Source organism: Microbispora hainanensis, from assembly GCF_006874475.1.
Classification (GTDB): Bacteria; Actinomycetota; Actinomycetes; order Streptosporangiales; family Streptosporangiaceae; genus Microbispora; species Microbispora hainanensis.
Genome location: NZ_VIRM01000028.1, coordinates 14,548 through 41,206 on the forward strand (window position 1 = coordinate 14,548; position 26,659 = coordinate 41,206).

The 26,659-nt window shown below is 67.2% G+C and carries 17 protein-coding genes and 1 pseudogene; 11 read left to right on the top strand and 7 right to left on the bottom strand.

Annotated elements, in window-relative coordinates:
- Positions 1–22: 22 nt before the first annotated feature.
- On the top strand, positions 23–1,876 hold the full coding sequence (locus FLX08_RS43255; RefSeq protein WP_341874343.1) for an N-6 DNA methylase: 1,854 nt from the start codon (positions 23–25) through the stop codon (positions 1,874–1,876).
- Positions 1,877–2,902: 1,026 nt separating this feature from the next.
- Here the strand turns inward: FLX08_RS43255 and FLX08_RS43260 are convergent.
- Positions 2,903–5,047 (bottom strand): annotated as a pseudogene (locus tag FLX08_RS43260) (DEAD/DEAH box helicase); the annotation flags it as partial.
- Positions 5,048–5,315: 268 nt separating this feature from the next.
- Here FLX08_RS43260 and drmD point away from each other — a divergent pair.
- Both drmD and FLX08_RS22220 read left to right on the top strand, forming a co-directional pair.
- On the top strand, positions 5,316–8,459 hold the full coding sequence (gene drmD, locus FLX08_RS22215) for a DISARM system SNF2-like helicase DrmD (RefSeq protein ID WP_142620911.1): 3,144 nt from the start codon (positions 5,316–5,318) through the stop codon (positions 8,457–8,459).
- A gap of 8 nt (positions 8,460–8,467) precedes the next feature.
- Positions 8,468–12,625 carry an Eco57I restriction-modification methylase domain-containing protein gene (locus tag FLX08_RS22220; protein ID WP_208761587.1) on the top strand — a complete coding sequence of 1,386 codons (4,158 nt, stop codon included), beginning with the start codon at positions 8,468–8,470 and terminating at the stop codon, positions 12,623–12,625.
- Between the two features lie 668 nt (positions 12,626–13,293).
- Here FLX08_RS22220 and FLX08_RS22225 read toward each other — a convergent pair.
- The 3 genes from FLX08_RS22225 to istA all read right to left on the bottom strand — a co-directional run bounded on the left by FLX08_RS22225 (position 13,294) and on the right by istA (position 16,048).
- Positions 13,294–13,725: a hypothetical protein gene (locus tag FLX08_RS22225; protein WP_142620913.1), complete on the bottom strand. Its 432-nt coding sequence runs from the start codon at positions 13,723–13,725 to the stop codon at positions 13,294–13,296.
- Complete coding sequence (istB, locus tag FLX08_RS22230; RefSeq protein ID WP_208761588.1) at positions 13,722–14,579, bottom strand: IS21-like element helper ATPase IstB; 858 nt, start codon at positions 14,577–14,579, stop codon at positions 13,722–13,724. The genes FLX08_RS22225 and istB overlap by 4 nt, the downstream gene beginning before the upstream one ends.
- 95 nt (positions 14,580–14,674) lie before the next feature.
- The gene (istA, locus tag FLX08_RS22235; protein WP_208761589.1) at positions 14,675–16,048 is read right to left on the bottom strand and encodes an IS21 family transposase; all 1,374 of its coding nucleotides are present in this window, start codon (positions 16,046–16,048) and stop codon (positions 14,675–14,677) included.
- A gap of 321 nt (positions 16,049–16,369) precedes the next feature.
- Between istA and FLX08_RS22240 the strand changes: the two genes are divergently transcribed.
- Positions 16,370–19,237 (top strand): TrlF family AAA-like ATPase, encoded by a 2,868-nt coding sequence (locus FLX08_RS22240; protein ID WP_142620917.1) that lies wholly within the window; start codon positions 16,370–16,372, stop codon positions 19,235–19,237.
- Between the two features lie 94 nt (positions 19,238–19,331).
- Here the strand turns inward: FLX08_RS22240 and FLX08_RS22245 are convergent, their stop codons facing one another.
- Complete coding sequence (locus tag FLX08_RS22245; protein ID WP_142620919.1) at positions 19,332–20,882, bottom strand: 5-formyltetrahydrofolate cyclo-ligase; 1,551 nt, start codon at positions 20,880–20,882, stop codon at positions 19,332–19,334.
- A gap of 12 nt (positions 20,883–20,894) precedes the next feature.
- Positions 20,895–22,142 carry an NsdA family TPR-like regulatory protein gene (locus tag FLX08_RS22250; RefSeq protein ID WP_142620921.1) on the bottom strand — a complete coding sequence of 416 codons (1,248 nt, stop codon included), beginning with the start codon at positions 22,140–22,142 and terminating at the stop codon, positions 20,895–20,897.
- Positions 22,143–22,320: 178 nt separating this feature from the next.
- Between FLX08_RS22250 and FLX08_RS22255 the strand changes: the two genes are divergently transcribed.
- The 7 genes from FLX08_RS22255 (at position 22,321) to FLX08_RS22285 (ending at position 25,847) form a co-directional block, all read left to right on the top strand.
- On the top strand, positions 22,321–22,539 hold the full coding sequence (locus FLX08_RS22255; protein WP_142620922.1) for a hypothetical protein: 219 nt from the start codon (positions 22,321–22,323) through the stop codon (positions 22,537–22,539).
- Positions 22,536–22,871 carry a hypothetical protein gene (locus FLX08_RS22260; protein WP_142620924.1) on the top strand — a complete coding sequence of 112 codons (336 nt, stop codon included), beginning with the start codon at positions 22,536–22,538 and terminating at the stop codon, positions 22,869–22,871. The genes FLX08_RS22255 and FLX08_RS22260 overlap by 4 nt, the downstream gene beginning before the upstream one ends.
- Positions 22,872–23,017: 146 nt before the next feature.
- Entirely contained in the window at positions 23,018–23,236 is a 219-nt protein-coding gene (locus FLX08_RS22265; protein WP_142620926.1) for a DUF397 domain-containing protein, read from the top strand.
- Between the two features lie 84 nt (positions 23,237–23,320).
- The gene (locus tag FLX08_RS22270) at positions 23,321–23,740 is read left to right on the top strand and encodes a hypothetical protein (protein ID WP_142620928.1); all 420 of its coding nucleotides are present in this window, start codon (positions 23,321–23,323) and stop codon (positions 23,738–23,740) included.
- A gap of 412 nt (positions 23,741–24,152) precedes the next feature.
- A complete protein-coding gene (locus tag FLX08_RS22275; protein ID WP_142620930.1) occupies positions 24,153–24,422 on the top strand; it encodes a hypothetical protein in 270 nt (89 codons plus the stop codon).
- A 4-nt stretch (positions 24,423–24,426) separates the two neighbouring features.
- Positions 24,427–25,035 (top strand): DUF6879 family protein, encoded by a 609-nt coding sequence (locus FLX08_RS22280; RefSeq protein WP_142620932.1) that lies wholly within the window; start codon positions 24,427–24,429, stop codon positions 25,033–25,035.
- Between the two features lie 32 nt (positions 25,036–25,067).
- Positions 25,068–25,847, top strand: coding sequence for a DUF6082 family protein (locus FLX08_RS22285; RefSeq protein WP_142620933.1), 780 nt, complete (start codon positions 25,068–25,070; stop codon positions 25,845–25,847).
- Positions 25,848–25,973: 126 nt separating this feature from the next.
- On the opposite strand, the gene FLX08_RS22290 is transcribed toward FLX08_RS22285, so the two are convergent.
- A complete protein-coding gene (locus tag FLX08_RS22290) occupies positions 25,974–26,480 on the bottom strand; it encodes a hypothetical protein (RefSeq protein ID WP_142620935.1) in 507 nt (168 codons plus the stop codon).
- Between the last annotated feature and the right edge of the window lie 179 nt (positions 26,481–26,659).

A 26,659-nucleotide genomic window follows, 5' to 3' on the forward strand; every position in this document is an offset into this window, starting at 1 on the left:
GCCGGGGACGATGAGGAGGCCGATGATGGCGGGGGACGGGGCGACCGTCACCGCGGCCGATATCGCCAGGATGGTCGGCGTCGGCCGTGCGGCCGTGAGCAATTGGCGGAAGCGGTACGAGGACTTCCCGGCACCGGTCGGCGGCACCGCGACCAGCCCCACGTTCTCGCTTAAGGCCGTGGAGGAGTGGCTTCTCCACCAGGGCAAGGTCGAGGAGGTGCCGCTCAGGGAACGCGCCTGGCAGCAGATCAGGAACGCCGCCGACGACCTGCACCTGGGAGCGGTGGTCGCCGAGGCTACCGAGCTCCTGCTGGGCCAGGGGAAACGCCGTCTCGTCGCCGCTCCCGCCTGGCGGCTGCTGCAGGAGCTCGCCGAGGAGCAGGGGAGTGCCGAGGCGGCCCGGTTCCTTCTCGACCGCTACGCCGACGTCCACTCCCGACGGCTGTTCGAGACGCCGCCGGAGATCGCGGAGTTCATGGCGAGACTGGCCGGCCCGGACGTCCGATCCGTCCTCGACCCCGCGTGCGGTCTCGGTACGCTCCTCACCACGATCCGCCACGTGGACCACGCGTACGGCCAGGAGGCGGACGACACCGTCGCACGCCTCGCCCGGACACGGCTGGCTCTGGCGCAGATCGAGGGATCGGTGGGGACCGGTGACTCCCTGCGCGGTGACTCCTGGCCCGATCTCGTTGTGGATGCGGTTTTGTGCCACCCGCCGTTCAACGAGCGCAACTGGGGCTACGACGACCTGGCCAGCGACCCCCGCTGGGCGTACGGGCTGCCGCCCAAGGCCGAATCAGAGCTCGCGTGGGTGCAACACGCCCTGGCACACCTAAGACCCGGGGGCATCGCCGTCATGCTGATGCCCGCCGTGGCCGCCAACCGCAGGTCAGGCCGGCGGATCAGGAGCAACCTCCTCCGGCAGGGAACGCTGCAGGCGGTCATCGGCCTGCCGTCGAGGATGGGCGTGGGCACGGGCCTGCCCCTTCACCTTTGGGTTCTCCGCAAGCCGGCCGACGGCGACCCGGTCCCGTCCCACGTCCTCATGGCCGAGGCCGAGCCGGAGACCTTCGACGAGATCGCCGATCGCTGGCGGGAGTTCCGTTCCGCTCCCGGGCAACGGGCGGAACAAGCAGGGCCGGTATGTGCCGTTCCCATCATCGAGTTGATGGACGAGAACGTCGATCTCACCCCCGGCCGGCATGTGAGTGCGGAAGACCAGGCGCCGGCGCAGCAGTTTCCGGCGGTCCGCGAGCAGTTGCTCAAACGTCTGGAGCGGTTGACAACGATGGTCCCCGAGGCCGTTCCCGCTCCGGCCAAGACGATGCCCTCGGTCGACCTCGCCGAGATGGAGCGAGCCGGGGCGATCAAGGTGTTCAGCTCAGGACGGTTCGACATATCCGGATCGGGCGACCCCGTCATCACCGACCAGGACCTGTTCTCCGGCACCACACCGCAGTCTCGCACCCAGCCGGACGACCGCATCATCACAGAACCGGGTGACGTCGTCGTAGCCGCCAGAGCAGGTGAGTTCGCGGTAAGAGTCGTCACGGAGAAGGGGATCGTGCTCGGCCCGCGGCTGACCCTCCTGCGGCCCGACCCCCAACGGATCGACGCGTACTTCCTCGCGGGATTCCTGAAGGCGACCTCCGCCGGGCCGGGCGGCGGCTCCCAATCGAGCATCAGCCGATTCGACGCGCGCCGGGTGCTGGTTCCGCGCATGCCCATCGAGGAGCAGCGACGGTATGGCGAGGCCTTCCGGAAGGTCTTCGAGTTCGAAGACGAGCTCAGAAACCTGGACAACGCCGGCCGCGCCACCGCCGCCGCCATCGTCAAGGGCTTCGGCACAGGCGAGCTCACTCCGCCGGCCTGAAAATCTCGCCAGGCCGTCCAGCCCGATCTCAGACGGTGCGATCGGCGCGGCTGCCGCAGAAGACGACGTCGGCCGTCCACGCCTTCTTACCTGGCCCTTCCTGGCAGGCTTTGTTGTAGCAGCGCCAATACCAATTCCCGTTGCTCCGGCGACGCAGATCGATTTGCCGCTGCCGGCAGCGACCGCAGCGAGGCGGCCGGCTGAAGTCCTCCGCGTGCTCGTGCTGCAGAATCTTGCGGGCGAAGCAGCCGCCAAAAACTCGCGCAATCGAGCGAATGCGTGATTCGGGAGAATTCGCGGTCGGCAACAGCGGGTGCGTGCCATCCATTCATGAGCGGCGCCGCCGCCTGGCGTCGCTCCCCACCATCGCTCGATCACACGCCGGGCACTCGTAGCGAAGGTCCGGCTGCCCCCCCGGCCCTGCTCGTAGCGGACGAGCATGCGCCGGCAGCGTCCGCAGTCGTCGCCGGGACGGCCGCTCCCGGGTGCCGATCCCGAGCGCCGCCGCTGCATGCGTCGTACGGCGTCGGCGAACGCGTGGTGCTCGGTCCGCAGCACGACACCGGTGCTGGGGCCGAGCAGCGATTCGGCGGCGGACCACACCACGTCGCCGATAACGGCGCACGACTCCAGCACGGGCAGGCAGGGACGGATATTGACGCCTTCGCGCCGGGCGTACAGGGCCTCGGTGGGCAGGTGGCCGTCGGCCTCCGGCTCGACCCAGATGTTCACCGCCTCCGACTCGGGGTCGTCGCCCCGGATCGACCGCAGCGCGGGGAGGAGCTCGATCAGTCCCCGTACGGGTGAGCCCGGCAGCCACATGTCGACCGAGGCAGCTCCGCGGATGTCGTCGCGCAACCGGTCGGCGATCCCGCTCGTGACACGTTCGGTGACACCGTGGGAGAAGGCGGGCAGGTGGTCCCAGGGCAGGTGCGTGGCCCGATCGAGCAGGTGGGCGAAGAACGTCCAGACGGGGTCTCGGTGGGACCCGTGCGGATGCAGGTGTTCGAGGGCGCTGATGACCACCAAGTGATCGCGGGCGCGGCTGGCCGCCACGTTGAGCAGGCGCGCTCCCTCGCTTCCGGTGTGGCCCTCCGTGAACCACCGGTGGAGCCGGGACACGCCACGCCCGCTGTCGACGGTGTCGTACACGACGATGTCGCGCTCGCCGCCCTGGAAACGGTGCACGGTGGAGGCCGCCCACTCGTCACGGTGCGCCTCGGGCAGGAGCGACTCCAGCAGGCGGGCCTGAGGCGCGAACGGACTGATCAGAGCGAGGTCCTGGGTCTGTTCGCTCGCCCCGGCCACCAGCGCGGCCGCCAGCTGGGCGTGCATGAGGTTGTACCGGGAGAAGACTCCCTGCCTGCGGGCGGTGCGCGCTTTCATCCCGGAGGTGTCGACGACCACCAGTTGGGCGTTCGCCCATGGCGCTCGGCTTCGGACTGCTCTGCCCGCGACGCTCCGGGCCGTGACGAGCGGGCTCTCGGGGTAGAAGGCCGTGCTGACGATGTGGCCGATGTGCTCACGCATCCGGTATTGCTCGGTGAGGGCGGCCAGCCAGGCGGGCATCCGGCCCTCGGACACGGCGCTCGCGATCCCCGCCTTTTCGAAAGGGCTGCGCCGCAGCCATTCCTGTGCGGCCGGGGTGTCCGCGACGGTGACCGGCGGCAGCTGACGGAAGTCCCCGGCGATCACCGTGTGCCCGCGGCCGGCCCCGGCGACGAGCATGGCGAGGGCTGCGCTGGTCATGCTGGCCTCGTCGAGGACGACCACGTCGAAGGAGATCTCCCTCAGCGTCTCCAGGACGACCTGGTGAGCGGTGGCGGCGACCACGTTTGCCTCCCGGCAGATCTGCCGCCGCACGTCGCGCAGGCTCCTGTCCAGCTCGCGTACGACCGCCTGCAGCTCGGCGATCTCCGTCTCGGCGCGCAGCCGGGTGGTCTCCTGCCTGGGCGTGAGCTGTCCCTGATCCGGCTTCAGCGCGTTCAGCGTCCTGCGCAGTTCGCGCAGCCGCCGGCTCACCTCCACGCGGTGCTGCGCCAGTGGGGCGCCGCGTTCGGCGGCGATCTCGTCGATGAGGACGTGGCCCTCCGTCCGCTCGGCCAGCGACTGGTCGGCCGGCTGGCCGAGGCGCACCAGGGCGCCGTTCGCGAGCTCCGGCATGCGCTTCAGCAGTGACCGGACCGCCACATCCAGCGCCGCGTTGGTCGGCGCGGCGAGCAGCACACGCTTCCCGCGCCTGCTCAACGTCGCGATGAGGGCGGAGACGGTCGTGGTCTTGCCGGTGCCCGGCGGGCCCCACAGCCACGTGAGCGTCGGCGCGAGGGCGAGCTCCACGGCGTTGCGCTGCCCGGCGTTGAGATCGTCCAGCGCTTTGACGGGCAGTCTTCCGCGTGCGGTCGAGACGCGGCCGCGCTCCGGTGTCACAACGGCCAGCGCGGCGGCCGCGTCGAAGCCGGGGCCGCCGTGGGCCAGCTCGTCCAGCCGCTTGCTCTGAGCCGTCAGCAGCCACGACAGGTCCAGCCGCAGGGTGGCCTCCCGGGCCGTAGGAGCTCCCGGAGGCAGCGAGAGGGTGACGACGTTGCCGAAGACCGAGACCACCTCGACCTCGATGGCGAGCTCCTTGACGATCAAAGTGGCCCGGCTTCCCTCGGCCACGCCGAGCTCGCCCTGGGCCTCGTACCGCATCAGCACGCGGCGGCCCGCCGCACCCGCCTCGTCGCCCCCGGACAAGGGCACGTCGCTCTGCGTCCGGCGGTTCGTCACGGTCTTCAATTCGTCGCGGAGCGCTCGGGCCGCCCCCGCGGCCACCTCCGCCCAGCCGGAGGGGACGGGCCCGATAGGCGGGACGGGCTCGACGGCGGGGAGATCGGCCGCCTCCGCCAGGCGCCGCACGACCGCTGCCGCATGTTCCTCGAAGAGGTTCTGCCCGGGGGGCTCCTGCCGCGGGGGTCCTTCGGCGACCGGTGCGGCCCGGCCCCGGGGCACCCACAGCTCGCCGTCGAGGTCGGCGATTCCGTGGGTGACGCAGGTCTCCCAGAGCAGGCCGAAATCGATGCGCCGCAGGCCCGCCTGCTGCACCGCCTGCAGCAGCGCGTCGCGTGGCACGGGACCGGACGCGAGCGCCTTCTGCACCACGGTGACGAGCTTCGGCTCCCGGCGATCCGCCATGTGACTCCCATCGGCCGGCGTAGGGGCTGCCTAGCACGTGTTCGGGGCCACTAGTAGATCACCTGTGAATTCGAGACACAAGCCCATCTTGATATAGACAGGTATTGATGATCTGGCGTAGATTGCGGCGCGTGCTTCCGGGCGGGGATCTTCCCGCAGTCGGCTTTGGACCGATCCTTCAGGCCATGATGCAGAAGCCGCATTACGGTGTCTTGGTGTAGCGGAGCACGGCGCAAGCTGGCAAGGGTCGTCGGCGAGGGGTGAACGGGTGACGAGCGCGACGTCGGAAAGACCGGCTATCGGCGAGCTGGTCGCGATACGCGGGCAGCGATGGGTGGTCGGGGAGGTCGAGCCCGGCGAGAGCAGCACGCTGGTGACCCTGCAGAGCGTCGAGGACGGCCGGTATGGCGACACGCTGGAGGTGGTCTGGGAGATCGAGCCCGGCCGCCGCGTGCTGCCCAGCGGCTCGCTGCCCGACGTCACTCCCGACGGGTTCGACTCGCCCGAGCGGCTGGCCGCGTTCCTCGACGCCATCCGCTGGTCGGCCGTCACCAGCGCCGACGTCAAGACGCTGCAGGCGCCGTACCGGTCCGGCGTGGCCATCGAGGACTACCAGCTCGAACCGGTCTCCCGCGCCCTCGACGCGCCCCGCGTCAACCTGCTGCTCGCCGACGACGTGGGTCTCGGCAAGACCATCGAGGCCGGGCTCGTCGCCCAGGAGCTGCTGCTGCGCCACCGCGCCCGGACTGTGATGATCGTGTGCCCGGCCGGCCTCACGCTCAAGTGGAAGGACGAGATGGCCGAGAAGTTCGGCCTCGACTTCACGATCATCGACACCGAGCGCTGCGCGCAGGTCCGCCGTACGCACGGCAGCGCGGCCAACCCGTTCACGGTCTATCCGCTGAGCATCGTGAGCCTGCCCTGGCTGCGCGGCCAGAAGGCGCAGCGGCTGCTCGACGAGGTGCTCGACCCGAGCGCCATGGAGCGCCGCTTCGACCTGCTCATCCTCGACGAGGCCCACCACGTGGCGCCCGCCGCGCCCAAGCAGGTGTACGCCGTGGACTCCCAGCAGACCAAGCTCATCCGTCGCCTGGCCCCGCACTTCACCCACCGGTTGTTCCTGTCGGCGACCCCGCACAACGGCTACCAGGCGTCGTTCACCGCGCTGCTGGAGATCCTCGACGACCAGCGGTTCGCCCGCGGGGTCGACCCCGACCAGGCCTCCGTCAAGGAGACGGTCATCCGCCGGCTCAAGCGCCACATCGTCAACGCCGACGGCACCAAGCGGTTCGTCGACCGGGAGGCGAGCGCGATCCCGGTCCTCTACCCGCCTGACGAACGCCAGGTGCACGACCTGCTCAAGCGGTTCGCGCAGGTGCGCAGGGCCAGGCTCAACAAGAACGTCAAGGGCCGCAAGGCCGCCGACCTCGTGACGCTGCTGCTCAAGAAGCGCCTGTTCTCCAGCCCCGCCGCCTTCGCCCACACCCTCGACGTCTATCTCGACGGCGTACGCGAACCCGTCCAGGTCCAGCAGCAGGTCAGGCAGGACGACGACGTCGAGGAATGGATGGACGACTTCTGGGAGGAGACGGCCACCCTCGACGACGAGCCGCTCGCCGAGGCCGAAGACGACGTGCTGTCGCTGGCCGCGCCGCTGCAGGGCGTCGCCGGCGACGAGGAGATCGAGCTGCTCCAGCGCATGCGCGCCTGGGCCCGCGACTACGAGTCCTCGCCCGACACCAAGGCGCGCGAGCTCATCAACTACCTGCGGGCCGTCTGCCGCCCCGACGAGCACTGGTCGAACGAGCGGGTCGTGGTGTTCACCGAATATCGCGACACGCAGAAGTGGCTGGTCGATCTGCTGCGGCAGGAGGACCTCGGCGACGAGCACCTCGCCGTGCTGCACGGCGGCATGTCGGCCGACGAGCGCGAGCAGCTCCGGGTCGCGTTCCAGAAGGACCCGGGTGAGCATCCCGTCCGCATCCTGGTCGCCACCGACGCCGCCAGCGAAGGCATCGACCTGCAGAACCACTGCCACCGGCTGGTGAACTACGACATCCCGTTCAACCCGAACAAGCTGGAGCAGCGGATCGGCCGCGTCGACCGCTGGGGCCAGAAGCGCACGCCCGACATCCGCCACTTCGTCGGCACCGGCTGGGACACGGCCGTGGACTCGTACGAGGCCGACCTGGAGTTCCTGTCGCGGGTGGCCAACAAGGTCGCGCAGATGGAGGAGGACCTCGGCTCGGTCAACGCGGTGCTCGCGCGAGCTGTGCAGCGGCGCATGCTCGGCGACATCGCCGACTACGACGTCGAGCAGGCCGGTGATCCGGCGAGCGCGGTCCCGGCCGAGGCGAACGTCCGCGAGCAGGTGCGCAAGCTCCGCGCCAACCTGGACGAGACCGTCGCCGAGCTGGGCATCACCCCGGCGAACGTCAAGCGGGTCGTCGACACCGCCCTGTCGCTGGCCCGGCAGCAGCCGCTCACGCCGCACCTCGACGAGAAACATCTCACCGAGGGCCTGTACGGCGTGCCGCCGCTGACCGGCTCGTGGGAACGCGCGGGCGCCGGGCTGCTGGCCAAGACGACGCGCAAGGACGAGACGCCGCGCCAGCGGCCGGTGACGTTCGACTCCGAGGCCACGCTCGACCCCGAGGGCCGGGTGCGCGACGACGTCGTGCTCGCCCACCTGGGGCACCCGCTGGTCGCCATGTCCACCCGGCTGCTTCGCGCCGCCGTCTCCAACGCCGAGATCGGCCTGCATCGCGTCACAGCCGTCGTCAGCGACGACCCTGCCCTGGAGACCACCCTGGCCGGGGCGTTCTCCCGGTTCGTGCTGGTCGGCGGCGACGGCGTGCGGCTGCATGAGGAGGTCCTGTACGCGGGCGGCTGGGTGCCGTCCGACAGCGGCCGGTTCCGCCGGCTGGAGAACCTGACCGTGCTCGGCGGCATCCTCGACCGCGCGCTCACGCAGGGAACCCCGGCCTCCGCCCCCGTGCAGCACCGCCTGGCCGAGGCATGGCCGCGCGTGGCGGGCCCGCTGCTGCAGTCGATCGACTGGCGCACCGAGCAGAAGCGCGACCAGCTCGAACGCAAGCTGGCGCAGCGGATGGAGGCCGAGCAGGCCCGCGTCAAGGCCAATCTGCAGCGGTTCGAGGCCACCCTGCGGGCCAAACTCGCCGAGGGCGACCAGGACGGTGACGCGCTGTTCAGCCGCCACGAGGCGGTGTCCAAGGAGGAGCGGGACCAATACCGCAGAGACCGCAGATCCTGGGAGGAACGCCTGGCCGGGCTCGGCCGTGAGCGTGACCGGGAGCTGGAGGAGATCGCGGCGCGCTACCGCGACCCCAGGCCGCACCGGTTCCCAGTGGCCGTGGTCTTCGTCGTGCCGAGGCGGGAGGCAGTCCGATGAGCAGGTTCATGAGCATGGTCAGCACCAAGGACGTCGACCACCAGGGGTGGCTCGCGCTGGTCGAGGTGAGCGGGCCGTTCCTCAGCCTCCCGGTGCTGCGCGCCACCTGGCCGGCCCTCGACGCCGTCGACAAGCAGCGGCGCGACAGGCTCCGCCTCGCCCACACCGCCTGGCAGCAGGGCGGCGACCGCCGCGACTGGATCGAGCACGTCCTGCGCGGCCTGCTGCGCTGGGACGATGCCGTCCACATCGGCGGGCTGGATCACCTGGCCGTGGACGTGCCCGAGCACGAGACCACGATCACGCCGTCGTTCGCGCTGGCCGTGCCGGGCCACCAGCCCAAGCCCGACACCGTACGGCTGCTCGGCATGATCACCAGCGGGCATCCGACGGCCCGCATGAAGCACGCCAAGTGGGCCGCCACCCCCGCCGACCGGATGGCGCAGCTGTGCCGTCACCACGGCGTGGAGCTCGGCCTGGTCACCGATGGCCGCTGGTGGACGCTGGTGTGGGCGCCGCGCGGCGGCGTGACGACGACGGCGACCTTCGACGCCATCCCGTGGCCGGAGGCGGCCGAGCGCGACGTGCTGCGCGCGTTCGTCTCGCTGCTCGGCTTCGACCGGTTCTTCTCGTTCCCCGACTCCCAGCGGTTGCCGGCGCTGCTCAAGGCCAGCCTCGACAGCCAGGAGGACATCACCGAGGCCCTCGGCGTGCAGGTGCGCCAGGCCGTCGAGTTGCTCGTGGCCGCCATCGGCCGGGCCGGCGTGCCCGACGACGTCACCGCGCACGAGGTCTACCGCGGGGCGGTCTCGGTCATGATGCGCGTCGTCTTCCTGCTGTTCGCCGAGGAACGCGGCCTGCTGCCGTCCGACAACAAGGTGTACGCCACGGCGTACTCGGCCGGGCGCCTCTGCGCCGAGCTGGAGCAGCGCGCGATCGAGGGCAGCGAGGAGGAGCTGGAGAACAGCCACGCCGCCTGGCACCGCCTGCTCGCGCTGTTCCGTGCCGTACACAGCGGGGTCGAGCACCCGCGCCTGACCATGCACGCCCACGACGGGTCGCTGTTCGACCCCGACGCGTACGCCTGGATGCCGCTCACGATCGACGACCGCACGGTCATGCACATGCTGCGCGCCGTGCAGTACGTCGAGGTCGGCAGCGGCAAGAACCGCGAGCGCCGCACGCTCAGCTTCCGCATGCTCGACGTCGAGCAGATCGGTTACGTGTACGAGGGCCTGCTGTCCTTCGACGGCTTCCGTGCGGCCGACGTCGTTGTGGGCCTGGTCGGCAAGCCCGGCCGGGAGGAGGAGGTCGAGCTCCACGACCTGGAGGCCCTGGCCCGGACCGCCTCCGGTGACCTCGCCGAGAAGCTGGCGGAGAAATACAAGGACTCGGGCATCGGCAGTGTGGCCGCGCTGCGTAAGCGGCTTGCCCCGCTGAACGAGGCCGGCGCGCTGGAGGCCACCCGCAGGCTGCTCGCCGTCACCGGCGGCGACGCCGATCTGGCCAGGCGGCTGCTGCCGTTCGCCGGGCTGCTGCGCGACGACCTGCGTGGCCTGCCCGTGGTCATCCTGCCCGGCGCGCTGTATGTCACCGAGTCGGCGCTGCGCAAGAACACCGGCACCCACTACACGCCGAAGTTCCTCGCCGAAGACGTGGTGAAGAACGCCCTGGAGCCGCTGGTCTACTCGCCCGGCCCGCTGCAGACGGCCGACCGTTCGCAGTGGAAGCTGCGCAGCTCGGCCGAGATCGTCGGCGGAGACGGCCACCGCGGCCTGAAGATCGCCGACATCGCCATGGGCTCGGCCGCGTTCCTGGTGGCCGCCGCACGCTACCTGGGGGAGCGGCTGGTCGAGGCGTGGTCGCAGGAGGGCCGCGAGGAGGCGGCGGCCTACCTGGAGACCGCCGAGGACCGTACGGCCGACGCCGACGCGGACCCGGTCGTCATCGAGGCCCGGCGGCAGGTCATCGAGCACTGCCTCTATGGCGTGGACATCAACCCGATGGCCGTCGAGATGGCCAAGCTGTCGCTGTGGCTGGTGTCGATGGACTCGTCGCGGCCGTTCACCTTCGTGGACGACCGTCTCGTGGTCGGCGACGCGTTGCTCGGCATCACGTCGCTGGAGCAGCTCGAATACATGCACCTGGTGCCGTCGCGCGGGCGCAAGCTGTTCAAGGACTCGGCGCTCGACTTCACGGCGGACGTGCAGCGCATGGTGCGCGGCACCGCCGACAAGCGGCGGCGCCTGGTCGACATCTCGGTGGAGGAGAACGGGGTCGACGCGCTGAACAAGAAGCGCAGCATCCTGTTCGAGATCGACAGCGAGACCCGCCAGCACCGCCTCTTCGCCGACCTGCTGGTGGGGGCGTCGCTGAAGTACGCGGTGGAGCAGGGCAAGATCAGCGATCGTGAGGCGGAGCCGGAGATCGGCAAGCTCCGCGGCTTCGACCGCGCGTCGCTGCAGGCGGCACATCTCGCCAGCGCCGTCGTTCGCGGCGAGCCCGGCAGTTGGCCCGCGGCCGAAGAGGCACGGAAGGAGTGGCTCGCCACCGACCAGGTCCCCGGCACCTTCGACCGCCGGCCCGTCCACTGGCCGCTGGTGTTCCCCGAGGTCTTCGAAGACAAGCCGGCTGGCGGTTCAGCCGAGCCCGGTGACGCCCTGGCCCACTCGGCTTCGGTCGGCGCAGGTTTCGACGCCATCATCGGCAACCCCCCCTTCCTGGGAGGACCAAAGCTACGGCCTGCTCTTGGATTCGCGTATAGGGAACTGCTTAGCTCGCACGTCGCGAACAATGTTCGCGCGACAAACACCGACCTCGTCGCATACTTCGTTCTCCGGGTCCATGCTCTGCTAAGCCCTACCGGGCAGACTGGATTGATTGCCACCAACACCTTGGCGCAAGGTGACACTCGTCAGGTTGGCCTTGATCAGCTGCTCGCAAGGGGGGTTGCAATTCGGCGAGCGGTAAAAAGTAAGCCATGGCCTTCCAGATCAGCCGTGCTGGAGTACTGTGCTATCTGGAGCAGCATGCAGGTTCTTTTCGATGCGGCCCAACCTATCGCAGACGGTTCCGCGGTTGCAGGCATCAATTCGTCGTTAGAACCTGCCTCTCGTGTACTTGCTGCTCCGCAGCGGCTTATAGCTAATGCCGGCGTGGCCTTTCTTGGGCACCATGTGAATGGGATGGGATTTATCCTAACGGACGCAGAGGCGGGCAATCTCACTGCAGACGACGCACGGAGCAAGCGGGTCATCCATCCTTATCTTGTGGGGCAAGACCTCAATTCGCGCCCAGACTATTCGGCTTCTCGATGGATTGTTCAATTCCACGATTGGGACTTGGCTACTGCAGAAAGCTACTCGGGGGCGATGAGTAGAGTGCGGCAACTGGTCAAACCCGAGCGAGAGACGCGTAATCGAGAGTCGCACAGGAAGTTCTGGTGGCGTTACGCCGATTACCGGCGTGGGCTGGAGCTTGCGATAGAGGGGCTGGAGCGCGTCATCGTGATCACGCTGGTGAGCAAGGTCGTGATGCCGATGATGGTGCCGACCGGGCAAGTGTTCTCGCATGCCTTAGGCGTGTTCGCGACGGATGACACGGCCATGCTGGCCTTGCTGTCGAGTGCGCCGCATTACTGGTGGGCGCGCGCTCGGGCGTCGTCTATGAAGGCGGACCTTCGCTACACGCCATCGGATGTGTTCGAGACGCTGCCGCTGCCAGAGCTGACGCAGGAGATGCGGGAACTCGGAGATCGGCTCGATATGTACCGGCGGGAGCTGTTGCTCGCTCGCCAGGCCGGGCTGACCGCGACCTACAACCTCGTCAACGACCCGGCGTGCCGGGACGAGGACATTGTCGAGCTGCGCCGCATCCACCGGGACATCGACGCGGCGGTTTGCCGGGCCTATGGCTGGAACGACACGCTCGACAAGCTTGACCACGGCTTCCATACGGTCGGTGGCCGGGAGACGCGCTACACGGTCGGCCCTTACGCACAGCGGGAGTTCGTGGACCTCCTTCTCGAACTAAACCACGCCCGCTATGCCGAAGAGGTGGCCAAGGGCCTGCACGACAAGAAGAAGTCCGCCAAGCCCAAGCCAGCCAAACCCGCTCGCGCCTCCAAGGAGCCCGAAGCCGCCCCGCCCTCGCTGTTCGACCTGTAGTAGCCCCGGGGGTCGGCTCACCCAACTCTCGCTGGCCTGCCTCCGAGCGCGCCCGACCGGGCTGAGCGAGTCGCGCGGATGCCATCTAACGTAATGTGCGGAATGTTCTCTCAACGTACGCTTCCTGGTGCCGCCCCCTGCGAGGCACGGCCCGGGCGTTCTTGTGGCATGTCCGGTTTGGTGACTATTGATCAGCATTGAAGCCGGTTTTCCATCGCCCGGTGCGACGCTCACCGTGGTTGGGATGAGATGAGCCGGGCTGGCCACATCGGCGGGCAGGCTGGTGATGCTGTACACGACCTCCTTGTCGGTCCAGACGCCATCGAGGCCGCCGGCATCGCGGTGGACCGGGAAGACCCGAGCCGTGCCGGGGAACAGGCTGTGATCGGCGGGGCGGTCCGGATCGATGGGCGCTCGGTACGGTCGTGGCCGCGATCGTCGTCGATGGTGCCTTTCCTCACCTTGGTGCCGTCGATATGGGCTACAGACAGCGCCAGCGTGTAGCAACTCCAGGTCGAAGACTCGTTGCTGGGTCGATGCTGGGATGACCAGGATTAACGGAACAGAGTAGGACGAAAATTCTAGAACGTCGCATTGATGAGGCTCGCCGAAAGTCCCCAAGGGTGCTCGCTGGAATTCCCCACTTGGTTGTTCAGCAGGGTACGGCTTTAGCTGGTGTTTGTCACGGATCGTGACGGCGTGTTGACGTACGCTGCGGTGGTGGTGACGAGCAGGTTGACGATCGCGACCGGTTGATAACAGTACGGGCAGTTCTGCACGGCGCTGGGGGCCTGGCCATTGCCGTATCCGGCGACGTACGGGTCGTACGGTCGCGGGACGGCGTTTGCCGTACTACTGGCCGTATCGGCGTCCGTACCGCGTTCCGTCTCACGCTGTGGGGTGCTGGATGGGGCAGGATCGGCCGCCGCGTCGGTGTCGTGTGCGACGGTGGTGTCGGTGTTGCTGGCGCGCCACCAGCGGGACTTGCAGACCGGGTCGCAGAACCGGCGGCGGGGGTTGCGGCTGGTCCAGGTGAACGGGGTGCCGCAGGTCGCGCACAGCCGTGTGGCGGTGCGCTGCTTGTTCTTGGCGCGGCTCACGGGGCGGTCTCCTGCCTGATGGTGGGCGTGCCGGTGGTGGCGGTGCGCAGCGCGTTGGCGCGGGCCTGGTGGGAGCGCATCCGGTAGGAGGGGCCGTCGATGCCGACGATGATGCCGTGGTGCAGCAGCCGGTCGATCAGGGCCGCGGCCAGCATCGGGTCGCCGAGCCGGTCGGCCCACCCGTTGATGCCCACATGGGAGGTCGTGATGATCGAGCCCTTCAGATAGCGGGCGTTGACCACCTCGAACAGCAGCGCACGGCCGTCTTGGTCCAGCCGGCGGTAGCCGAACTCGTCCAGGACCAGCAGCTTGGGTTGGGTGAAGAACCGCAGGGCGGTCTTGAGGCGGTGTTCGGCGGTGGCCTTCTTCAGCCGTTCGACGACGTCTTGGCAGGTGGTGAAGTACGCCTTGTGTCCTGCCTGGGTGGCCAGGCGGGCCAGGCAGATGCTCAGCATCGTCTTGCCCACCCCCGGTGGGCCGATGAACACGACGTTGGCGGCCTCCTGAAGGAACCGCAGCGTCGCCAGCTCGCGGATCAACGCCGCGTCGATGCCGGGCTGGGCGGCAAAGTCGTAGTCGTCCAGCGTCCAGGGCGCGGGCAGGTTCGCAAAGTGCAGCCGGGAGGCCTGCTGGCGGGCTTCGGTGGCGTTGACTTGGATGGTCAGCAGGGCCTCGATGGCCTCCAGCGGTGAGTGGTGCCGGTCGCGGGCGTCGTCCAGCACGGTGGTCAGCGCCTCGGCCGCCGCGGTCATCTTCAAAAACGCCAGATGTGAGCGGAGCCGTTGATAGATCTGCGCCTGCCGGTTGCTCGCCTGTTCGGCCCCCGCGGCGGCGGTGGCGGCGGTCGTGGTCACGATGATGGTCCCCCGTTTGACGATGTCGGTCGAGATGCTGGGCCGGTCCCGGCCCGGACGCCTCCGGGCGTGCTGCCGGGCCGGGAGCGGCCCCTTCAGTTGTCGCCGGCGGCCTGGTGCGAGTTGCCGCCGGTCAGCGGGCGGGCCGCGGCGGCATAGGCGGCGAAGTCGACGACCGGCCCGCTCTGGCCGCCGTCGCCGGTGGCGGTGGCGGCGCCCACCTGGCCGGACAGGCGGGCACGGATCCGTTCGGCCTCTGCCTGCGCCTCGGCGGAGGGCGGGATCCGCTTCTTGCGCCGGCACGGCGCCCGCTGGTCGGAGGCGGCGGCCAGCACCGTCTTCTCCAACGCGGCCACGTGTTCGTCGGCGCGCACGACCGCGTGCGCCCCCCGCGGTTGGAGCCGGTGCCGGGCCAGCGTGTTACCCGCGGCCGAGACGATGTCCAGGACGTCGGCGTCCAGCCGGCGGGTGACGGTGACCTGCCGGCCGCGGTGGCCGGGCGGGACGGAGTAGAAGTTGCCGTCGAAACACACCAAAGCCTGCGGAGAGACCGTCCGATCGACCCGCAACTCGGCCGGATACGGCGAGCGCGGCAACGGCACCAGCGGCTCGGCCGCGGCGAAGGTCGCCACCGTCATCTTCTGCGTGTTCTTCCATCGCACCCGCAGATCACCGGTCCGCTCGCACCAGGCGTCCAGCGACGCCTGCGCCCGCTCGACAGTGACCTCATCGCCCAGGGTGCGCCACCATCGCTGGGCGGCGTAGTCGTTGGACTTCTCCACCGACCCCTTCCGCTGACCCCGGCGGGGCGGGCACAGGTCCACCCGGACCCCGTAGTACTTGGCGACCGGCGCGAACGTCGCCGACACCTCATCGCGGTGCCGGTCATACACCGTCGACATCCGGTCGAACCGCCACCCCAGCGTGAGCCCGCCGAGCCGCACGCAGACCTCGTGCAGGCCCTGGACCAGGTGCGGCTGATCGGTCGAGGGTGACAGCCATCCCCGCCACCGGCCCGAGTACGGCAGCGACCCCACCAGCAGATACGCCTCACGCGGCCACCCCCACCCCTGCGGAGGGTCGGGCAGGTGAACCCAGTCCCACTGGGTCTCCTCACCCGGCTCATGGTTGATGATCGCGACATCACGGCCACGGACCTGCTGGCACGGCTCGCAATGCGGCCGCAGCCGCCCTCGGCGGATCGCCCGCGTGAACGACGAGTACGCCCCCGCATACCCCAGCCCGGCGACCTCCTCAAACAGCGTGGTGGCCTGCAGATGCGGATCCTGACGCAACCGGATCCGGCAGTAGTCCTCCACCACCGCGAACGCATCCGGCCCGGCCGGACGGCGCTTACCCGGCTCCCGTTCCCCGTTCAGATACGCCCGGACGGTTTTTCGGTCCCGCCCCAGATGCCGGGCGATCGCCGAGATCGACCAGCCTCTCGCGCGCAGCGCATGCGCTTCCACGTCTTCCCCCTGTGTGAGCATTCGATGTGAGCTCTCCCGACGCTGACGGACTGCAGACACCCGCAGCGTCGGGGGAGCTCCCCGCCGACCGGAAGGATCTCCGGCAACGAGTCGCCCAAGGTGGGGAATTTCAATGAGCAGGCCTGGGGACTTTCACAGAGCCTCATCAGCATCTCATCTAGTTGTCAGCATTGGCCGCTTTGCTTGAGTATGGTGGCACCCTGGCCACAGGAGAAGCAGCAGTCGCACAAGCAAATCGGTCCTGGGTTTCTCGCCAACTGTTGACTACGGCTCAGCCATTGCCTTTCGGGGAGGTCCTTCGTGTCCCGATGGTTCAAGTGTGATCTTCAAGTGGCTACGCCCGGCTGGAAGTTCAAGCTGCCCGCCAGCTGGAAGGGGGACCTGAAGCATCCCGATCCAGTCAAACGGGCCGAGTACCGGCAGAGCTTCGCCGACATGTACATGGCTACTCTTCGGAAACGCGGAGTTGACGTCATCGCCCTCGCCGATCACCACACAGCCGAGTGGCTGGAGGAGATGAAGGCCGCCGGAGGGCGGGCAGGGATCACCGTCTTCCCCGGGGTGGAGGTGGTCACCACCAATGGCTCGGACGGAGTTCACCTCCTGCTCATCGGCGGTCTCGACAAGACCGAACGTGACATTGACATCCTGCTCGCGAAGGTCTGCGGGTTCGACGACGACCACCCAAGGTACGTGCCGGGCACCCGGAGGCCCCCCATTCCCGCTCCCGCCCCACGAAGCATCCAGGACATTCTGCGAGACCTGCCTCCGGGATGGATCGCGATCGGGCCCCACGCCCTCGGTGACAACGGCATCGCTTCCGGCAAGACGATCATGGGTACGGCGCGCTGGCAGGTACTTCATGACGACAAACTCGCCGCGATCGATGTGGGGAGTCCAGCTGACCCTGTTGATCACGGGAAGTCCGAGGAGATTCGGTCCTGGAACCAGAAGTTTCGCGCGCGGAAACTGGACAACTTCCCGTGTCTGGAGCGGCTCGCTTTCGTGAGCACCTCTGACGCCTACAGTCTGGAGACGCTCGGCGGCCGGTTTACCTGGATCCGCATGGCCGAGCCAACCTTAGAAGGCCTACGCCAAGCGTTCCTGGACTTTGACGCACGCATCATCTGTGACTGGGACCAACGCCTCACCAAGTACCCTGGACGCGATCCGAACCAGGTGACCCATGCCTGGGTCGAAAACGTCACCCTTGATGGGAAACTTGGTAACTCCGCCACCTCGCTTAAGGTGGAGTTCGCACCCGGTCTGAACGTGATTATCGGAGGGCGCGGCTCGGGCAAATCAACCGTGGTATCCGGGCTCCGCCGTGTATATGGGAGCACCGAGGGTCTGCCCGAGAAGATCAAGGTTGATCTGGAAGACTTCTACGAGCGCGTTTTCGCACAGGCCACGCTCTCCGCCACGCATCATCTCCCCATCTCCGGAGAGACCCAGGTTGCGGTCTGGACGACCGCCGATGGTAGCCATACAGACCGAGGTGCCGGCGCGATCCGCACCAACTTTCCCCTGCGCGTCTTCAGTCAGAAGGAATTGTATGAGCGTATCGCGCCCGACTCTGACGACCCGAACTCTGCCTCGCGCCACCTGCTTACCCTTATCGACGAGGCCCTCGACGCCGCTGACGAGGTACAGCAGGGCGACTTTTCGACGGAACGATCCAAGATCGAAAACGTCTGTCATAATCTCGTCGCACGTCGGCTTCTGATCCAAGCCGAGCTTGAGCAGCGGGCCGACCTCCAGGCCCGTGAGGCGGAACTCGGACGGCAAGTCGCCCACCTCGACAATCCAGCCACCCGCGAGCGGCGAGAGCGCAACGAAGCTATCCTGCGCGAGCATCAACGACTCGAAAGCTCTGCCTCCCAGATCTCCCAGTCCATCATTGAATTACGACATGGCGCCGAGCGCTTGCTCCCGGATACCGAAGTGCAGAGCGCCGGCCCCGAACCACACCATCAGACGCTCAGGAACATCAAGACGATCCTGCGACAGAAGATCTTTTCGGCCCTGTCGGATGCCGAAGCCGAACTACGGGCGGCCGAGGCAGCACGACGCACCGGGGAATGGGCTGAGCAGGTACAGGGGGCACGCGAGGACGACGAAGCCTATCAGGCTGAACTTGTCAGCCTCGGCGTAGATCAAGAACAGTATCTGTCACTGCGGGAAGAACTCGCCCTGACGCGCAAGCGCTTGAACGACCTGGCGGTGCGAGCAGGAGAACTTGCCGAGCTTGAGCGAAGCGAGCGCGAAGCGTGGCTAGACCTGATGCTCATCCATACTCGTCGGGGGCAACGGCGTCGGCATCTTGTCGAGGACATCAAGAACCGCAGCCAGACTCTGCGCTTCGTTGTCAGGCCCTACTCCGACTGGACCGAATGGGCCCGTACCTTGCGGAGGATTCTGAACCTGCGAAGCGACGGTTACTCGGAAGAGGTCCGTAGCCTGGCCCGGTGGCTGTGGAACGGCCCCACCGAGACCTTGGAAGATCGCCTGAGATGCTGGCGGTCTGCTCTAATCACGAACTCCTACAGCCAGCTAAGCGGCCAGATCTCCAGCAGCGGCGAGGACCGCGGGCGACCCGCATGGTGGAGGAAACTGGCCGGTACTGACCAAACCGTCCGTATCCGGCTCGCCACCCTGGTAGCTAACGACACCGTATCGATGCTGTTCTTGAAGAGTGGAGGCAGACCGGAACGTGATGAGGACTGGCAGGATGTCGTGCACGGCTCTCCGGGCCAACGCAGCGCGGCTATGCTCAGCTTCGTTCTCCACCAAGGGACCGAGCCGTTGGTCCTCGATCAGCCGGAAGACGACTTAGACACGACGCTGATCTCTGAACTGATCGTCAATGAACTCCGCAAAAGCAGGTGGAAACGGCAGCTCATCGTCGTCACCCATAACGCGAACATCCCTGTGCTCGGCGACGCCGATAGGGTCATCGTCCTGGAGAACGTCGGAAACACCATCCGGATCAAGACCAGCGGAAGAGCTCATGTCGGCCCGATCGACGTTCCGGAAGTACGAACGGACATCCAGAACGTCATGGAAGGCGGTGTCAAGGCGTTCATCAAACGCGGCATGAAGTACGACAATGAGGTCAGTTCTTATAGGCGCGACGTAGCCCGTCTGACGCACAACTCTGATGGCTGAGGCTCCCTGGCTTTCGTCGAGTCACTTTGGAGTGCGAGGGCGAGGTCGAGCCGCGCCGAAAGCTGGGTCTGAGGACAGCGGAGACCTGGCAAGGTTAACTGCCGAGGGGCGGTGCCATTATGAGCTTCCATTGGTACATGTCCTTGTCCCGATTGAGGTCGATCAGCGAGATGCGTGTGAAGGTCATGGGAACGATCTCGGAATGCTGGCTGAGGGTCTCCCGGATCGGAGCCAAGGGCGATCCAGAGGTGTTGGCATAGGCGACGCTGACGTGCGGGTAGAAGCGGTTTTCGGCCTCGGGAACACGATCCTTGCCCCATACCCCCGCGATGCTCTCGCGGATGGCTCGGCGGACTGCGGCCACGGCCTCGGTTGGCCGGACTGGTAGGTGAACGCCCTCGGCGTCGGCGACCACTGGACCCAGCTCTACCGGGATAGGGCGGAGTTCGGCCATGCGCTCCGCAACTGCGATACCAATCGCTGTAAGGTCCTCGGCGCTCACCTCGTCCGCGAAGCCAACGCCTTGCAAGGTCATGTGCAGCCACTCGACCGGGATGGGATCGAGGACGCCCGTCTCTTCGAGATGAGGGCGCAGCCGCGCCGCGACCGCGTGCAGGGCGGGTTGATCGCCGACAGGGAAGTGCCAGGTGTAGAACGACCGGCCTTGCCGCCATCCTGGGCGCCACCACCAATGATTACGCATCCGCTCTTCGGGTTCCGCCACGAGATCACCCTTCCCGAGGCGCTCGGCCGTCGGACCGGAACGCCTTGATCCCCTCGTGGATTCCCTTCCCGTGGCCCCTGGTTGGTGCGCGGTTGCTATCTCGTCGAGCTTGAGCAGAAGGGGCGCTGCCGGCAGTTCCGCTGGCGTCTCCAGCACCGGCCGTAGGGCCTCGTTCGGTCCGTCCAAGGCCCCAGCGTCGATGTGGGCATCGCGTTTACGGCGAGTCGCGAGCGCGGGGATCGCGTCGATCATTTCTTGGGGCAGGCTGTCCCAATAGAGACCACGAGGTCTGCGAGGCGGTCCACATTCGATGACCTCGTCGGGCGTCACGATGAGATCGACGCGGAAGTCGTGGTCGGCCTCTGGCAGGTCACCAGGGACGACCTGCAGGGAATGCACCGTTGTCACGATCGTCGTGTCCGGGCTGATCAACCCGGCCTCGTGTAACAGCGCTACCTCGATGTCGGAGTAGCCGGCGCCCTTACCGAGCCGGACGCCTTGCCGGTTCACGGCGACGCTGCCGCACACGATCAGGTCAACCGGCCGCATCTCCTCTACATCGACTCTGCGTGCCATGGTTGCGGCGACCTTGCTGGATGCAGCCTCGGTAGCGGGCACCGTCAGCGCTGCCGGGTCCAGGAGATAGAACGGCTGTGCTTCGGCCAGCTTGGGTACGGCCATGTAGACGAGCTTGTCTTCGGCCAGGGCCCGCGCCCGTACGGGAAGCTGCGCCTTGTCCGGGACGGCCTTGATAACCGCCGCCTCCTGCCAGATCGATAGCGTCGCGAGCAGTTGAGCCGCGTCCTCGGCTCCGACGAATGCCGGGATGCGACCGCGAACACCGGGTGGGACGACGCGCTCCTGCTCCAAGAGTGCCCACACGCGCTCCCGGACCTCTTGCTTGGCCTGGTCTTTCACCATTGCGATCACCCTTCAGGCAGCGACGAGCGCAAACAACCGGTCGAACACATCTCGAACAATCGGCATTTCCCGCCATGGCTGAAGCTCGCGGCCCGCACTGAACACGACGTTCAGCCCACCGCCACCCCGTGTCGTTTCTATGAGGTCGATGGCGGCGTGGAGCGACGCCGCTGCCATTTCAAGGTCCCCTTGTCGAAGGCGAGCAAGAGCCAGGTTGCCGAGCACGATCGCTTGGGATTTCGGACGATCCTGGAGGGACTGAGCAGCGCTTTCGAGCATCGATTCCGCTCGCTTGGCGTCGTTGAGGAGCAGGTAGCACGAGCCGGCGAGCCGGCCATGCTGGGCAGGTGAGAACATCTCGATCGCTGCGTCTACCGGGCTGATCTGCTCGAAGCACGTCTCGGATTCACCCAAAGCGTGTTCGCAGTCCGATCGCCGTCCAAGCATCGAGTATGCCTCGGCGACGTGGAGCAGTCCAAGACCCCGCAGCACCAGGCTGCTGTGCGCGGCGCGGTCGGCTGCCTGCAAGGCCAGGTCGAGCGCGACTTGCGGTTTCTTCTCCGTGTAGAGCGAGACGAAGCTCATACGCAGGAGCGCATGCCCTTCGGCGGCCCCATCCCGAATCTGCCTCGCTGCCGCTATTGCCTGAGCAAGGTAAGCGCGGGTGGTCGCGTGATCGCGTCGTTGGGAGGTATCCCAGACGAGTTGCCCCATAAGCGTCGCGGCTTCAACTTCCACCGTGCATAGCTCGCGCTGTACGAGGCTGGAAGAGGCGTGCGTTCGGAGGAAGGCCACTTGACCGAAGTACCGCCCGGCCTCCACCAGCAATGATGCTGCCGAGACGTTGTCGTACCGCGCAGCCAGGGCGTGAACCCGCTCGCGTACGTGTGCGACCGCAACCAGATCGACGCTACCCGGACGCTCCATCACATAGTTCAGCCGCTCGTCGGCCGATGCTCTGTATTCGTCGGGCAGACTCTCCCGTGCTTCGTTGCCGGGCGATATTCGCTCGCCAAAGAGGTCTTCCTCGCTCACCGCGAAGGCTCGCGTGTACAGCAGCCGGTAGGGATCGCGCGGCTGGTTGTGACCAGCTTCGTACGCCTTGATCCGGCGAACGATCGTCTCCCGGCAGGGAAGGCCCTTGCGCGTCTCGTCGTCAGCGGCCTCGACGAGACGGCGGGCCATCTCCTTCTGACTCCACAGCCGGCTGCGCCGCTCGGCGCGTAGCCGTACGGCCCATGGGGGGAGTTCGGCGTCCACTGCGTGCACCTTTTTCGTCAGACCGGGGGCGTCCTGACCGCCCTTAGTGTCCCCTACCAACATCTGTGATGGAGAGATTACGCACTGTTGTACTTGGAGGTGACGACGCGAACAAGCGGGGTCCGCAGGCGTTGCGACCGCCGTGCGGACCCCTTGATCAGGATGGTGGTCCTGACCCATGACAAAGAGTAGAACCGTCGCCGCCGCCCGGCCGGTGTTCGCCGGGTGGCGGATCATGCGGAGCGACGCCGGGCGGTTGTGGGCGACGCGCGAGCGGCCGTTCCCCGCGGCCGTGGAGGAGGCGGGCGCGCACCGCACGGTCGACGCCGACGACCTGGTCGAACTGTGCCAGGTGATCGCCGTACAGGAGGGCCTCGCCGAGCAGGCGGCCCGGTGACCGCGCCTGCCGCGGTGCTCGACGTCACCGCCGCGGAAGAGGACGGCGACGAGGACTGTCCGGGTGTGTCGCCGCATCCGGCCGTGCCGCGCCCCGGCTGGACGAGGCTGTGGTGGATCGAGGAGAGCCTCGGCCGCGACCGGGTCGTCGCCCACACCTGCGCCTGCCAGATGACCTCCTACGAACTGGTCCGCTGCGGCGGCCTCTACCAGTTCCGCCGCCACGCCTTCGCTCGTCACGATGTGCCGCCGGTGTCCTGGACGGCCCGCTGCTGGCGGCGCGAGGAGGCCTACGGCTGGTGGCGCCGCCTGCTCGCCGGCCAGGCCCGATAAAGGCTCCCGCCGATCATGCGAACGCTGTGTTCGGCGGGGTCTGGGCGGCCTGCCGCACACCTGAGGGGGTTTGGCGGCAGGCCGCCCGCTGCAGAGGAACCCGTCCACACGAGGCGGGGACGGAACGACAAGGAAGAAGGAATGGGATGACCGACCTGTACGAGCGTGACCTGGCCGGGGTGCGGTTCCGCCGGCTGTGCGGCGGCAACCAGCAAGAACAGGAGCAGGAGACCTGCGTCGAGATCGCCCCGATCCCCGGCGCGGCGGACGCCTTCGCCCTGCGTGACAGCAAGAACCCCAACGCCGGGACGCTTCGCTTCACCGGCGACGAACTCCGCGCCGCCGGGATGACCGCCCTCCTGTAGCCCTACGAGGCCGGGTGCGGCCCCTGCCCGGTGATAGCAGGCAGGGACCGCACCCCACTGTAACCACCACGTCCGAGAGGCCTCATGCACCTGCACTGCTACTCCTGGACGGGAGTCGGCGACGACCGCCGCAACGAGGCCGAACGCCGCCCGCCTCCGCCGTCCGGCGACCCCGGGCCGTTCCTGGCCTCACCGCTGCCACCGATGCGTACGTGCGACTGGCTGCTGAAGCCACGCAACCGCATCGACGCCTCGCCAGGGTCGGTAGGGGAGGCACTGGAGTGGCTGACCGGGCGCTACCGCGCCGCCGAGCCGCAGTTCCTGCGCACGGAGGACGAGGCGCGCATCGGGCTTGGCCTGCGCCTGGAGAACGCGGGGGAGTCCCTGTCCGCCGGAGTCGATGTGCAGTGGGGCATCTGGCTGCGGGGCGGCCGGTTCGTCACCTGCGCCGTCATCTGCTGCTCCCCGAACCGCGACGCCGCCCACCGCTGCCCCGCCACCTGAACCGCCCTCCCGGCCGGTCTCCGGTCACGGCCGGCGTTTCGGGTCGCCGTCGTTCGTGGTCGGCGGGCGCAAGCTCTCTGCAAATCGGCAGGTAGGGCAGGACTATCTGATTCTCTTCTGGTCAGAAAAGTGGAAACGGGCAAAAGAGGACGCTGTCCTATTTGTGTATGCGGCGGCTGTAGCCGCGTGGATACTTCACGCGTGCCAATCTCTATCGCAGGCCATGCGATCACTGTTGCATGGGCAATCCCTGGGGCATAGGATGCCTGCGACAGGTCGAGTGACAGCAATAAATCCGCGATATGCGGATGCTTCCCGCCTACTTTTAGTGGCCTCCACGGTCGATGCTTGCCCGTTCTGTCATCCCGTGCGACACTCGGGGCAACCCGTATCGGCGGAAAAGAGGTATGTCGTGTCTCGTCCATGGGAAGCCGACGCTACGGCGGAGCTTCGGAGACGTCTCGGCAAATCCGCGCTCGAACTGGGTGAAACGACCGGCAGCCCGTCGTGTCCTGACATCTGGGAGCTGTCCAACGGAGATATCGCCATAATCGGCCGCGATCTCACCCATGCCTATGCTGACCGGCTCCCATCGGGCGTGAGCGTCGGCGACGACGAGCGCCTGGTCGTCATTCCCCGCACCATGATCGTCGCCGCCAAGCCGGATATCCCAGATGCTTAGGAATGTGGCCGAGGCGGAGGCCGTCACGCTGACCTCGGAAGAGTACCTCTCCGACTTCTGGCCATACTTCCAAAGATTGCAGGATGTCTTTTGGAAGCTGGAGACCTATCAGAGTTTCCGGGAGCCGGACGACTCCAGCTGGCAGGCGTTCGACTCGGGGGACTGGAACCAAGCCATACGTCTCATCGACGAACGTCGCGAAGAGATCCAGGAACCTGTCAAACAGGTGCATGGATTTGAAATGCGGCGAGTGCGTATCGTCGAAAAACCTTTCACTCCGTATATCCAGTGGGAACTCTATTACATTCGCCATCGGGCGCAGGCTGGTGAAGATATTCGGGTCCTCGACTCGGATCTCCTGCCGGCTCACGGGTTCACCTACCGCTTGCCTGAGCTGGTGATATTGGATTCGTTGGTGATGTACGAGGTCCTCTACACACAGGACGGCACGCTCGCGGGAGCAAGGAAGATCGTAGACAGAGCTTTGATCGAGTCTTGCCGACGCGACGTGGAGAGCTTGTTCATCGTGGGTCGGGATCTGCTTCCCTATCTGAACGAGGAACGCGCGGTTCTTCCTCCGCCTCTGCAACAGTCCGGCACTCCCATCGCCTGATCCAAATGAATCAGCGACGTCCGATCACTCGCATGGCCGGTGCCATCGGTCGTCGCTTCGTCATCAGCACAATCCTCTTCGTGTCCATCATTCTCATCGCCGTTCTCGTCATCTCCTCGCCACTGTTTCTCGACGCGCTGAAAGCCAAGCGTGACGACTGGTTGCTGTTGAGCAACATAGGGCAGACCTATGGAGTGGCGTCCGCGCTCTTGTCGGTCTTCGCCCTGATCGGTGTGTCGTTCTCTTTGATTCTGCAGGCGAGAGAGACCAAGGCCACTCGTGAACAGGCCTTGCGAGCGCTGCACGGCGACCCGATGAGAATGGCGATGGACGACCCGCTTTATCGTGCATGTTGGGGGCCCTTCTTCTCTGCGAATGAGGAGGACGGTCAAAAGGCGCACATGTACGTCAACATGATTTTCAATCACTGGCTGCTCATGTGGGAGCTGCGCGCGATCACCGAAACGCATCTGCGGGAGATTTCTCGCACGGTCCTCGAAGGGCCGATCGGCCGAAGGTTCTGGCAAGACGTCAGAGCGTTGCGCATGTCGAGCTCGGGCACGCGTCGGGAGCGCCGTTTCAACCGGATCATCGACGCCGAATACCAAGAAGTCGTTCGCCTGAACCCGATCGCCCCTGTCTGGGAGCCGCCCGGCAGCGCCGATCCGCTTCCTCATACCAAGGAGAACATCGAACGGCGCTTCGTAAGTGAGGCCAATTTGACGCGATTGCTCGCTGTGCTGGGTGTCGTGCTCGTCATCGAGATCCTGCGCAAGATGGCAGCATCCATGTCCCGGCAGCGGCGCACGTGAACCCGCCCCTCATTGGGAAACGCCTCACGGCGTCTGCGCAATGAAACATGCAGAGCCTGTCACGTCACCACCATTGCCGACGGACTGTGGCCCCGAGCTGTTTCCTTCGCTCGACGGGCTCGCCACTCAGGGCTGCCAGGCGTCCTGGTAGTCGTCGTGCCAGTCGTACGCGGCAGCCTCCAGCTTGAGCAGGTGCTCCGCCTGGAGGTGCTCCTCGACCGTCAGGTAGAGGCCGTGGACGAGCACGGACTCCAGAAAATCCATGCGGTCCCGTTTCGCGGCCAGATCCCGCTCTGCCTTGTGGGTGCCGGGCTCCCCGGCGTCCGTAGCACTGTCTGCCTGGTCCAAGCCCTCCTCGATGCGAGCGCGCAAGAACGCGATCAACCTCGCGAACGCGGCTCCCGCCTCGTGCGCGCGAGCCCTGCCTGTGCCGGCCATGGTCCCCGGGTAGGGAGCGGCCAGGGTGGGCGCGTCCGTGCTCGCGAGGTCCGTGCAGGGGAACCGTCGCCGGAGCGCTTCCCCGTCGATCGGCTCTTCCTCGCCGCCGGCGAGGGCGGCCCCGAGAAGCTCTGCCGCGAGCAGGGGGCGGGCGCGGACGAGCTCCAGGAGCGCTCCGCGGTCGATCGCTGTCATGGCCAGGAGGTTACAGCCGGTAATCGGGCGTACGTCGAAGGGCGATGACCTGCTCGGGATCGTTGTCTCCTCCTCGGTAGAAGGAGTCTCAACCGGCGATCGAGCGCAACCTTACGATCCGGCCACGCGTCATGCAGATGCTTACCAAGAGCAACTAACGTTGCGTCAAAGATCAGGCG

What these genes read in the sequence shown, in the direction of transcription:
- FLX08_RS22255 (WP_142620922.1), top strand. Translation starts at nt 22,321, where the DNA reads ATGACAAAGAGTAGAACCGTCGCCGCCGCCCGGCCGGTGTTCGCCGGG.
- FLX08_RS43255 (WP_341874343.1), top strand. Translation starts at nt 23, where the DNA reads ATGATGGCGGGGGACGGGGCGACCGTCACCGCGGCCGATATCGCCAGG.
- FLX08_RS22220 (WP_208761587.1), top strand. Translation starts at nt 8,468, where the DNA reads ATGAGCATGGTCAGCACCAAGGACGTCGACCACCAGGGGTGGCTCGCG.
- FLX08_RS22290 (WP_142620935.1), bottom strand. Translation starts at nt 26,480, where the DNA reads ATGACAGCGATCGACCGCGGAGCGCTCCTGGAGCTCGTCCGCGCCCGC.
- FLX08_RS22265 (WP_142620926.1), top strand. Translation starts at nt 23,018, where the DNA reads ATGACCGACCTGTACGAGCGTGACCTGGCCGGGGTGCGGTTCCGCCGG.
- FLX08_RS22245 (WP_142620919.1), bottom strand. Translation starts at nt 20,882, where the DNA reads ATGGTGAAAGACCAGGCCAAGCAAGAGGTCCGGGAGCGCGTGTGGGCA.
- FLX08_RS22285 (WP_142620933.1), top strand. Translation starts at nt 25,068, where the DNA reads ATGGCCGGTGCCATCGGTCGTCGCTTCGTCATCAGCACAATCCTCTTC.
- FLX08_RS22270 (WP_142620928.1), top strand. Translation starts at nt 23,321, where the DNA reads ATGCACCTGCACTGCTACTCCTGGACGGGAGTCGGCGACGACCGCCGC.